Origin of the sequence: Marinobacter salicampi, from assembly GCF_011074795.1 — a bacterium.
Taxonomy (GTDB): Bacteria; Pseudomonadota; Gammaproteobacteria; order Pseudomonadales; family Oleiphilaceae; genus Marinobacter; species Marinobacter salicampi.
Genome location: NZ_JAAMPF010000016.1, coordinates 39,844 through 51,725 on the forward strand (window position 1 = coordinate 39,844; position 11,882 = coordinate 51,725).

Below are 11,882 nucleotides of genomic sequence, written 5' to 3' on the forward strand. Positions count from 1 at the left end.
ATACGTCTGTCCTTTAGACATGCTTCCGCAATATTGTCAGAAGCCCAACTCTCTGTTCCCTCTATACGGAGCAAACCCAGACGACGTGAATCTCTCCGTTGCGGAGCAAGAACAGGCGTGTAGTAGGTACATCGAGTATTCTGCCAGCCCAGCATCATTCACACCTATAAATTCCGACACGACGTGTACAATTCCATACTCCCAGACAAGCCAGGCTGGGGTTGAGCCTCACTGGAATATCGTAGGTCATGATGAATCAGCACCGATCGAGACATACTCTTCGTGCCCCACAGGTTATTCGCGTGAAAATAACGGCGGGGAAGTGTTTTGCGATAAAACTGACGTAATACCAGCTTGCCCTGATGGGTATTCCGCCGATGGAAACCAGTGTGTTGCTTCAGAATCACTGCCTTTGGACATTCAGTGCCCAGACGGCTACCGCGTCAGTGGCGAGAGTTGCGTTTATTCCGACACTCAACCTGTCGAATACAGCTGCCCTGAAGGGCAAACTCTTAGGGGGTCCAGTTGCGTTGAAATCACCTTCAGTGATACCTGGGTAGAGGGCCAAGGATGTGCCGATGGTTCCATTGTCGTGGGAGGTGAGTGTGTATCGAAAGACTTCGCTACCTCCGCGATGTCCTGCCCTGATGGCTTCGATATGCAAAGTGGTGGGTGCAAACGTACTGACCAAACGCACGTTGATCTTTCCTGCGGAGATTCATCATGGAATCTTCAGTCAACGACGTGTTGGAGAACGATCAGTGAGCCGTCGTTTGAGCAATGTCCAGGTGGCGATTGGATAATCGAAGGCGACGGGTGCGTACAAACGATCGTAGACGAGGCGCGACGAGTTTGCCCAGAGGGCTTTACTCAATCTTCTGCCTACTACGATGAGTGCGTGAAGGAAGAAATGGTAGATGGAATTCAGGGCGACCTTCTGACCGTCACCCTTCCAAAGGTCTGGCCTGGGAGCTACACGCTCGATCTAACTGTGCGGGACCGATCTGGCAACAGCAATTCTGAGTTGTTCGATATCAACTATCAGCCTCAATCTCTTGCGCTCCGTGACGGTGCCGCAAAGCTGAACGTTCCAGCAGTCATGCACGCCTTTACGTGGAAAGACGGCGCAGCAACTCTCGTAACAGAGCCTGTAAAGATCGACGGTATCCTTTTAGAAGAAGTTCGCCCTGTTTATGCAGGTGTAGCGGCAGACGCGGAGTCCGGATACAGCATTGCTGGAATCGATATAGCTCCGGGGGAGTACAAACAGGTAATCAGTGCTTATGACTTCGGGCTCTTTAAAGGATCTCTTGAGCTTCCGATGTACCCCCTCTCTGGAGAGCCTTCTACTTCAGATATTGTGGTGTCTATTGGAGGCACAGGTGAGGCCGCATCCGTCATTAAGGTTGAGGCGTGGACATTCTCCGGTGAAGTAAATCCTGAGAAAGATACTGTCATGCAGATTTTTGAAGAACTGAAAATCTCAGCAGTAACAAACGGGGAAACACCTTGTTCTCTTACAGGTCGCGAATACGTGGCCCAGACCGCGAGTGAGCTTGAAGATCCTTACTGTTTAATTGAGTGGTCGTCTGTCCCCGGCCCGATGAACGTGAGTGGGGAACCTCCCAGGATGGAAGGCCGATTTGATTATGACGGAGAAAAAGAAGCGGGTTTCATCGCGTATCTTGTTGACCGCAACGGTGCTCGTTTTGAGGTAGGCCGGGCATCAGCACCAGTCGAGGTGCAAAAGGCTATGGGCTCGTTCTCTTTTGAGTTTGCTAGAGATATCTCGACTGTTCTTCATACAGTTGAAGAGTTCAACGCAGAACTGAAGCAGGTCGAGGGCCCTGGCTGTACTCTTACCACAGATGAAGACAGAGCCATCAAATACGCGCAAAACGGTTACATGGGCCGACTCTGCCATCTTGAGTGGTTTAACTTGCCCGGCACGCTGGCACAGGCTCCTGAGAGTTCCAGCCCACGGCTGAACGGAAGAGTTTACAGCGCCGGACCCTACGATCTCGGATTCAGAGTATTCGCTTACACTTCTGTCGGGGTTCCGGTCCTTATTGCAGAGCAATCAGTGAGTTTTGAAGCCGTTGACCCCCCAAAACCTACTGTTGAGTTTCGTGATGGCAAAGAAATTGTCGATGGTTTGTATGAGGCCTATCTCGACGGAGGGCGCGTTGCGAGTGCTCTCATAAAAAGCAAGAACGCTGACCTTGCTGTAGTCCACGAAGCAAATAACGACGTGGTTGAAGAACGGCTGTTCGGGGCTTCACCTTGGAGCAGGGAGTTTTCTACCTACCAGCGTATTAAAAGTATCTCGACACAGCTTTGGCAGCGGGATACGCACTCAGTAACAGCTCGATATGTGGATCTGCCGGCTGTCATGGCCGGTGCGACAATAGAGACATTGTCAGTTCCGGATGAAACTATCGGGCCGGTTATGTATTCCGACGCAGACTATGTCTTAAACGATGATGTGATTCCGGTCAGCGTCCGAATTGGCCATATCTACCAGGATCAGATGCCTTATGATGCATCCATTATGGGCGAATGGCAGGTACGAATCGTTCGGCAAAAGACCTACGACACCTATGAGCCGGTCACCGACTGGAAAGACCACGACGGGGAAGGCAAGTCTAACCACACGATTGCACTGACTGACATGGGCATTAAGGAGGGGTATGTCCGCCTTTATGCGCAGGCACGAGTTAAGAGCCCTGTACCTGAATACTCCCGAGTAGAGGTTTCCTCCCGTCCAGTGTTCTTGACAATTCTCTATGGTGGCGAGATTGACGCTGATATCGACGGGCGTCGGATTTCAGGCCCCGTACCTTTCAGAGGGGTGTTCAATCTTGACCTAAGCGATCGTGGACTTTTCCGTGCAATCGGTGACGTGACATGGGAAATGTCGACGGACGGAGGCGAAACTTGGGTAGAGCGAGAGAACAATGCCCGGAATATGCAATATTTCGACATCACGCTCCAAGAGCCTGGCAAGTACATGCTCAAAGCAAAACTGAAGAACCGCAATTCTGGCGTAGCCAAAGAGACGACACCAATAGAGATAATTGCCTACCACAAGCCAGAAGTTCAGGTTGATTGGCGCAGCGATGTGTTCGTGGGAGACGAGGTCACACTGACAGCGAATGTAACTATAAATGGTGAGGAAGTAGACGCGAGCGAAGTTGATATTGAGTGGTCGAACGATGCCGGTCAGACGTTCGAGGCTGGCGGATTTCAGCATGTATTCGAGCGGACCACTGACCCAACTGAGCCCCGGCGTGAGCGCTGGGAAGTTCGGGTTAAGACGCCGATCGCCCCAGAGGATGATCCACTGGCATGGACCATAGAAGACGGTTCCATTAGTTTCCGGGGAATCCGCGGCCCTAGGCTGTACATTCAAGGGCCTCGCGTCACTGAAGTTGGCAAGTCCTACGAGTTCAATATTTACAAAGGACTGCCGTACTCGCGCATGGAGTACGACATTAAAGGTTACTTCACTCTTCCTGATGGCACAGAGGTACATGGTGACAGCGTAATTTATACGCCTACGGAAGAAGACCTCGAAGAGCGTTACGTGAACCTGACCTACCATGGCTGGGTAGATGGTTGGAAAGAAATGGGGGCGGTGAACACCGACGATCACGCGTTGCGGGTCTGGGAGTATCGTTTCCCTGAGTTCATCATCTATGGAAGGTACAGCGCGGATGTGGCTCCTGTAGAAGCGACCTTATACGCTCGTCCCGATAACATGAGCGGGCGTTTAGACGGCCCTGTTTACGAGTGGAGCATACCTGATGGGATCGAGATCATTGAAGACGGGAACCCGGTCGCAAGAAGGTTAGTTATACCGGAAGCAGGAACCTACGAGATCGGGGTTACTGTGACTGACAGCAGAGGTAACCAGGGCGGAGTCACTGAAGTGATACAAGTGGGCGAGCCGGAGCCGTATAAGCTAAGCATGCGCCTGGTAGGCTCCAACGAATATAACCGCGCTCCATTCGAGATACTTGCCAGGCCTGACATGAGGGGCGGTCATCCGAGAGACAAGGTTGTGGAATACAACTACACCGTAAATGGCGAGCCAATGAAGCTTGTGGGCCGATATGGTCAGACAGTTCTGGATGCAGGTGATCACACCGTCAGACTGGAGATTGTCAGTGAGTTCGGTTTGACCGGAACGGTAGAGCAAACCGTATCGGTCTATGAAAACGAGCCGCCAGTGTGCGAACTGGAGATCTACGAGGGTACGTTCAACTATACGGTACGCAATGCTTGCAATGATCCAGATGGTTACGTGAAGAACTATAGGTGGTGGATTAACGATGAGCCCCTGGTACTGACCGGGTATCGAATCTCAATTCCGAAGAAGATCAACGGGGAGCAGATTACGATTAAGTCTATTGGTACCGATGACTCGGGATTGGACTCTGCATTACAGGAGACCCAGATCACAATGCCTGAACCGGAACCACCGGAACCAAAAGATCCACAAGAAGGCGACCAACAACCCGCCGAATAGAGCACCTGAATCTGTACATCAAACTAGTGTCGCGGTAGGCGCAGGGGAGGACTCCTGCGCCGCTGGGCCTTAACTTGAAGTAGAGGGTTGTTTTCGACATCAACCCTGTCCTTTCTTTTCCGCCGACCTCTTAAAGTTGATCCATTGGATTTTCGTTTCAAGAGGTAGTCATGGTCTCCTTCAAATCTCTCCGATTTTTAGCGCTCGTCGCCGCTTTAGCTGTGTTAAGTAGCCTGGCGTCTGCCAATTCGTTTGAAAAACTCAAGGAAATGGGGCTCAACCCCAAGTCTGTCACCGAGATGCCCATCGACGGCATGATTGCTTATGAGGCTCAGAACGGCCAAGTCATGTTCATGACTAAAGATGGCCGGTACGTGTTTAGCGGAACCGCTTCAGACGTGTGGAACAAAAAGGTTCTGGAAACTGGGGCCGACGTAATGAACTCTGCCCGCACTATTCCGCTGGCTCAAATGGAGATCGATTTCGATCAGCTGGGCGCTTTGACGATAGGGGCAGGGTCGAAAATCGTGCATGTCGTAACCGACCCCAAATGCTCCGCCTGCAAGAAGCTGAATGATCAGATGCAGGATTTGTCTAGCGAATACACGTTTAAGGTTCTTGTACTGCCCGCCCTGGGAGAGATGAGCAGAGAAGCATCTAAAAAAATCGCCTGTACACAGGACCGTGAAGCCGCTGCGAAAGCATTCCTCGCCAACCAGGTAGATGATCTGGACCTGCCTCAAAACTGCAACATGGATGCCTACAAGCAGGCTCTGCTGGTCGCTGACTACATTCGGGTTCGGGAAGTGCCCTTTCTGATAGGCCCTAACGATTTTGTGAATCGGGGGCTCCCTCAAGATCTGGAGACCTGGCTTGCGTCATCCAGCTCATTTATCACTAGTCCAGACCCAGCAAATGCAACGGAACCATCTGAAACGCCTGATGCTGAATCCATAAAGGAACCATCCTCCGGGCAGACTCTGAACAGCATCAATAGCCTCAACAACCGTCTTCGCGAATCGCTGAAATAAGGCCTCTCCCATGGAAATGATCTCGTTCAAGAAAGAGAGTAATAAGCGCTATGTCCATGAGGACATGAGAGCTGCCAAAGTTTTTCCCATCGCCGCGTACGACGATGACACCAAAATTTTTGTGAATGATGACAACACTGCGGGCTTTGCTTATGCCTGCGAGCCCATGAAGGGTGCGGACGAGCAATACGAGGAGCGGCTGAAAAGTTTCATCAACACAGACTTCCCCGATGAGACTATCTTGCAGATCTTCTGGTTCCGCTCCCCTGACATCATGAAAACGATTGCTGATATGCAGCTGATGCGGATCGAGAAGCAGATCAAGAACCCGCTGCTGACGAATTTCACTCAACAACGTGCTGATTTCTTCAGGCACAGCACTCTGCACCCTATAGACCGGCAAACAAACCAGCGGGTTCACGATCTCAAGGTGATCATTAGCGCTAAGATTCCGATTAAGGGCAAGTGGCCTACCAAGGAAGAGCAGTACACCATTGAGTCGTACCAGAAAAAAACCAGCGCCTCTCTGAATACACTGGGAATGCGCCCTGAAGCCATGGGGGCCAAGCACCTTCTGCGTGTACTTTCTTCCACACTGAATTGGTCGCCGGATTCTAGTTGGCGTCAAAATGCGGTCGAACACGACGAACATCGGCCGCTTAGTGAGCAGATCCTCGACTACGAGAATGACATCACTTATACCCATGGCCATGTGAAAGTTGGGAACACTTACATCAAGTGTTTGTCGGCGAAGCGCCTCCCAGACTCAATGTTCTTTGGTGATGCAATCAAGTATGTGGGTGACCTGCGAGGCGGCAACGTCGCGATAAAACAGAACTACGCCATTGTCTGCAACATCTATTACCCCCCATCAGATAAGTCCAAGCACTCCATGGAGCGTTCACGAGCGATCGCCCTTAACCAGGCTAAGGGCCCTTTGGTTTCGTTGGTACCGATTCTTGCGGAAAAAAAGAGGGGTTTTGACACTCTGTACGACTCCGTCAATGACGGAAACCGCATCATCAAAATGACTTACACCATGATGATTTTCGGTAGTTCGGAGGATGAAATCACCGAAGCGGCTGTACATGCTCGTTCCTACTGGCGAGAACAGCGGTTCACTATGCTTGAGGATCGCTTTGTCCAGCTGCCGCTGCTAATCAACAGCCTCCCGATGATGGCCGATCGTGACGCCGTCAGCGACCTCTGGCGCTATAAAACGCTTACTGCAGAGCATGCAGCTGTCATTCTTCCACTGTTCGGTGAGTGGAAGGGCACCGGGACTCCCCACCTGAACCTGGTGTCCCGAAATGGACAGCTGATGAACTTTAGCCTTCATGACACCAGCTCGAACAAGAACATGCTGATCTGCGCGACCTCCGGGGGTGGCAAGTCATTTTTCACCAACGAGATCATCCTCTCCTACATGAGTGAGGGTGCTCAGGTTTGGGTCATTGACGTAGGCCGCTCGTATTTGAAGCTGGCGGAAGTGATGGGTGGTGATTTCGTTCACTTCGGGCCGGATTCTGATATCTCCATCAATCCGTTCCCTTTGATTGCCTCCATGGATGGTCAGAGAGACACCCGCTCCAAGAAGCTGACTGATGACGAACTCCACGCCATTGAGAGTGGCGATGAGCGTGATGACGGTGAGGAAGATGCGATTGTTGGCCTGATCGCTGCAATGGCGACCATTAACTCCCCGCTGGACGACGTGCAGCTCACGGCGCTCAGGACCATTGTCAGTGAAACCTGGCTCGAAAAAGACAGGGACATGCTAGTAGACGACGTAGCCATGCGCTGTAAAGAGCATGAGGATCGCCGGGTCCGAGACCTCGCAACTCGTCTGCACTCGTTCACCAGCAAAGGCAGCTATGGCCGCTATTTTTCACGTCCGAACAACGTCAGTTTCAATAAGCAGCTCACCGTGTTGGAACTTGAGGAACTGAAGTCGCGAGTCCAGCTGCAGAAGGTTGTTCTGTTCCAGCTCATATACCAGATCCAGCAGGCCGTTTACCTGGGGGATCGTTCCAAGCGCAAACTAATCGTAATCGACGAGGCTTGGGATCTCCTGGCAAACGGTGGAACCGAGGTTCAACGATTCATCGAACATGCGTATCGCCGGTTCCGTAAGTACGGTGCGAGTGTTCTTCTGGTTACCCAGTCAATTCAGGATATGTATAAGTCACCTGTAGGCGAGGCCATCGTTGAGAACTCCGCCACCAAGGGTCTCTTCTCACACAAGGATGAGGCCGTCGACAAGCTCAAGCGTGAAGCCAAACTGACGCTCCCAGAAGGAGGCTATGCACTCCTCAAGACCGTCCATACAAATGCACCGTGGTACTCAGAAATATTCCTGGAAACTGAGCGTGGTGCTGGCGTGGGTCGGCTATTCGTTAATGACTTCCAGAAGCTCTTATATAGCACCGATCCGGACGAGGTCTCGCAGATCGAAAAGTTCAAGAAGCAGGGCTTATCAACGTCTGAGGCCATAAATGCCGTTCTGCAGAATCGTCGCAACCGGGGGAGGGCATAATGAAGATCTTTGAAATCGCACTATCTGCCGTCTTGGGGGCCACGCTTGGTGTGGCGCTTACTTACTTTGTGCTGGACTCGAGGATGTCCAGGATGGAGGAGAGGCTGGCGGTTGTGTCGCCGGTCGCCTCGATTGATTTCCTCTCCATTGCCAATAATGCCCCGCCTGAGGGGTTGAGCGATCGGGTTATGAAACAGAAGCTCGACTCGCTCCGCGAAAAGGCGGAAAGCCTTTCGCAGCAAGGTTTCATCGTACTTCGACACGAACAACTCTATTCCGTGCCAGAAGGCCTGGTGATCAGAGACACGAGCGGTGAATAGGGTTGTGGCGACGTTTATAGGCTCCCGCAAAAGAATTCTGATCCAGATGGTTCTGCTTGCTGCAATCGGAATCAGTGCCATGGAATGGTTCAAAGCCAATTATGTACTTGGAATAGATGAGCAGATCGTGAAGTGCATCCCTGGGGTGGATTACGTCATTGGTGATCTCAATGATCGGGAGCTCGTCCGGGGCGGCGTATTCATCGTTGAGAGCAAAGGTATTGAGCCATTATTCGATGATGGAACCTTGCTGGTGAAATTTCTGATGGGGTTTCCGGGAGACACCGTCAAGGTTTCGGATGACGGGGTATTTGTTAACGGGAACAAAGTGGCTGTGGCTGGGCTTCCGAATGCCGAAAAGTTGGGCCGAGAACCCAAAGATTTTCATGGAGAAAAGGTACTGGGTGATGACGAGTTCTGGATACTTGGCACAACGCCAGAAAGCTTTGACAGTCGCTATTGGGGATCGGTGGGTTATGAACAAATCAAGGCGCGGGCTTATCCATTCCTTTAAGGTAATTGCTGGCGGACTGGTGTTCTTATTAAGCCCGCTGTTGCTCGCTGAACTTCCTCCAGAACAGCAGGGCATCTTCGAAGCCGCTAAGAAGCGGTCACAGACTGTAGATTTAGGTGACCTGATCAATAACATCGACCGGCAGCAATCAAGAGGCCAGGCGTTGATTGATAGCACGGTCAATAAATCCGCTGAAATCGCGATGAGCCAAGGCAAGGGAAAAGAGGAAGCAGAGCAACGCGCCAAAGCTCTTTGTAAGGCCCGGACCAGGTACATTTTTGCCTCTCGTTCCCTTGGCAAGCAGGCACTGAGCGAAATATTCGCTGAGGCATCCGCTAACCCTGAACTGACGGTGGTTTTCCAAGGCATACCCAAAGGTACGAAAATGCCAAAGGGCTTCCTGGATCTGCAGCAGCTGGCCAGCCAGTATGATCCAACGCCCTCTATTGCTCTCAATCCTCTTATGTTCCAACGGCACGATGTCACTGCAGTCCCAGAAATGATGGCTTTAACGGAAGGAGAATGGGTCAATCGTGAGTGTCGTCAGGATATTCGCACTCGTGTGGCCGGTATAACGTCGATGAGATATCTGGAGAGTCACCTCGACGAAGGGGATCTGGGTCAGCGAGGCCCGGTTCAGGATGTTTCAGAACCGAACCTCATGGATACGATTGCTCAAAGAATTTCTGAAGTCGATTGGGACGAGAAAAAGAAGAAAGCCATAGAAAATGTCTGGAACAATGTCCCGATGTATCCATTGCCCCCGGCCACTGAGAATAGAATTATACGAATAGACCCCACAGTGCAGGCACAAAGAGATATTCTGGATGCTCAGGGAAAGGTTCTCGTCACCGCAGGTACTCGCATAAACCCGCTGGATATACACTCATTTAATTCAATTGTGATTGTTTTTAATCCGTTGAGAGAAAGCGAGCTAGAAGTAGCCAAGAAAATGGTCAAAAATTACGTTGCGCAGGGGCAGAAAGTCATTCCCGTTCTGTCAGAAATTGACAAAACGGAAGGGTGGGCCATGTATAATAGTGTAGCCAGGTCGTTAGATCATAGGGTTTACATGCTTAGCCCAGATCTTAAACAGCGCTTTCACATAATGCGGACTCTTTCGGTTGTTCGTGCCTCAGACGGCTTCTTCGAAGTACGGGAGATAAAGACCGATATGTAGCCAGACGGATTCAGGTATGAATGCACATATATGGCTGTTCTCGATAGTTGAAGTAAAGGCACACAAAACGGGGATGATTTTTGTAGGGGCCACTGTCGGAGATGAAGAACCGAAACATATACATGAGATCGAAGTCCAAAATACAGCTACCGACTTCGCTGCACTAAGATTTATAGAGCAAGCTAATCACGATTGGAACAATGAACTTCCCGTTTGTGTCCGGCTAACGCCGGACACTTTCAATTCAGATGACAGATTTGAAAAATGGTGTGTAGAGGTTAAAAAAACACATCAACTTCTCAATGGCCGGCTCCTGGTTCTGGTTCAATCTACGGTTGATAGAGAGTGGTTCCGGACCAAAGCTACCGAGCTGAACGACCTGCGTGGAAATGGGTTGGAAATCGGCCTCGAAGTCGTTGGGGGGATGGACGATGCAAACAGTTGGCAAGATGAGTTTGACTGGAATGCTACCCAGCTGAATTTGGGTAAGTGTCGCAGTGAGTTCAGTGCGTTCGTCGTCTACACCTCACAGATGTACGGGAAAGACATCCGGAATATGGTGATTGATGTTCACGATCGATCAGAGCTGATCACCATTGAACAAGTCTACGCTGATTTTGCCAGCGGCCCCGTATTTGGCAACGCCTGTATTTGGAACGGACCCCTCTCTCAGCTTAACTGAGGAGGTGGAGTGTGTTGTCACGGCAGATCCTTTTGGGTGGTGCAGCGTTAGTTCTGGTTTGTGTGTCTTTCCTGTTTTATACGGAGAATGCCGAAGCAGCCCTGTGTGAAGATGCGGAGATTCTAGGGGCCTCTTTGATGACTGACATCTGCTGGGACTGCATGTTCCCGCTTAAAATAGCAGGTGTCACACTGTCTCCCGGCGACAGAGAAAACCCACCAGGTGGGGCTGCTGCACCACTCTGCGCCTGCGACATGAACGGTATTCCCGAGCCTGGCGTCGTCATGTCAATGTGGGAGCCGGCACGTCTTGTTGAGTTTCCTAGACAAGCAGGATGTTCCCCAACCCTCGGTGGGGCCCAGATTGGTGCTGACCCCACCTACATTGGAGGTAAAGATCAGGGGGATATTGAGTCGTCCTTTTATCACTACCATTACTTCAGCTTCCCGCTGTTTGTCATGATGGAGCTTTTCTCCCCCAGCTCATGCCACGATGGGTACCTGGATCTGGACATGATGTACCTGAGCGAGATCGACCCCACCTGGAATAATTCAGAGCTCGCGTACTTTCTGACGCCCGAATCGTCCATGGTAGCGAATCCGATTGCCGGCGCGGCCTGCCCGGCGGATGCGGTTGCCGCAACGGCGGGCTGGCCACTGGATAACTTGTTCTGGTGTGCCGGGTCCTGGGGGAGCATCTACCCGTTATCTGGCAATAACTATGGCTCTCATGGCGTGATTCGAAGCACAAGCCTCCTTAAAAGTCGTTTGCTTGCTTCACTGCACCGAAAAGGCTTTGCCAGAAAAACCATGGGAGACGACGCCCTTTGTGAGCCTAAGATTTACCCCATGCTCCCGAAGAGCCAGTACAAATTTTCGCTAATGCATCCACGCGCTGAGACCGATCGGGCTCACGTCATGGGCGAGTCCGTGGCGCGATGGGGGCTAGGACGAACCATTCCCGGTGTGGCGTCGACGCCTGTGTACCTTACATGGCGTCTGAACGACTGTTGCAACACGCTTTAAAATCTCGGGCCCAGCCATGATGGTTGGGTCCATTTTTTGACATCCTCTTAAAACTCGAACTTC

At 51.4% G+C, this 11,882-nt stretch carries 8 protein-coding genes; all 8 read left to right on the forward strand.

Features of this window, described 5'->3' with window-relative positions; all coding sequences use genetic code 11:
- The first annotated feature begins 898 nt into the window (after window positions 1-898).
- A complete protein-coding gene (locus G7W63_RS08210; protein ID WP_166255988.1) occupies window positions 899-4,531 on the forward strand; it encodes a hypothetical protein in 3,633 nt (1,210 codons plus the stop codon).
- 170 nt (window positions 4,532-4,701) lie between these two features.
- Window positions 4,702-5,562, forward strand: coding sequence for a disulfide isomerase DsbC N-terminal domain-containing protein (locus G7W63_RS08215; RefSeq protein ID WP_166255991.1), 861 nt, complete (start codon window positions 4,702-4,704; stop codon window positions 5,560-5,562).
- 10 nt (window positions 5,563-5,572) lie between these two features.
- Entirely contained in the window at window positions 5,573-8,098 is a 2,526-nt protein-coding gene (gene traC / locus G7W63_RS08220; RefSeq protein ID WP_242634360.1) for a type IV secretion system protein TraC, read from the forward strand.
- Window positions 8,098-8,418, forward strand: coding sequence for a hypothetical protein (locus G7W63_RS08225; RefSeq protein WP_166255994.1), 321 nt, complete (start codon window positions 8,098-8,100; stop codon window positions 8,416-8,418). Before traC ends, G7W63_RS08225 begins: the two co-directional genes overlap by 1 nt.
- 4 nt (window positions 8,419-8,422) lie before the next feature.
- Window positions 8,423-8,932, forward strand: a complete 510-nt coding sequence (locus tag G7W63_RS08230; protein WP_166255997.1) for a S26 family signal peptidase — start codon at window positions 8,423-8,425, stop codon at window positions 8,930-8,932.
- Window positions 8,895-10,112 (forward strand): TrbC family F-type conjugative pilus assembly protein, encoded by a 1,218-nt coding sequence (locus tag G7W63_RS08235; RefSeq protein ID WP_166255999.1) that lies wholly within the window; start codon window positions 8,895-8,897, stop codon window positions 10,110-10,112. The genes G7W63_RS08230 and G7W63_RS08235 overlap by 38 nt, the downstream gene beginning before the upstream one ends.
- A 16-nt stretch (window positions 10,113-10,128) precedes the next feature.
- Complete coding sequence (locus tag G7W63_RS08240) at window positions 10,129-10,794, forward strand: hypothetical protein (RefSeq protein WP_166256002.1); 666 nt, start codon at window positions 10,129-10,131, stop codon at window positions 10,792-10,794.
- An 11-nt stretch (window positions 10,795-10,805) separates the two neighbouring features.
- Window positions 10,806-11,819: a TraU family protein gene (locus G7W63_RS08245; RefSeq protein ID WP_242634361.1), complete on the forward strand. Its 1,014-nt coding sequence runs from the start codon at window positions 10,806-10,808 to the stop codon at window positions 11,817-11,819.
- The last annotated feature ends 63 nt before the right edge of the window (window positions 11,820-11,882 follow it).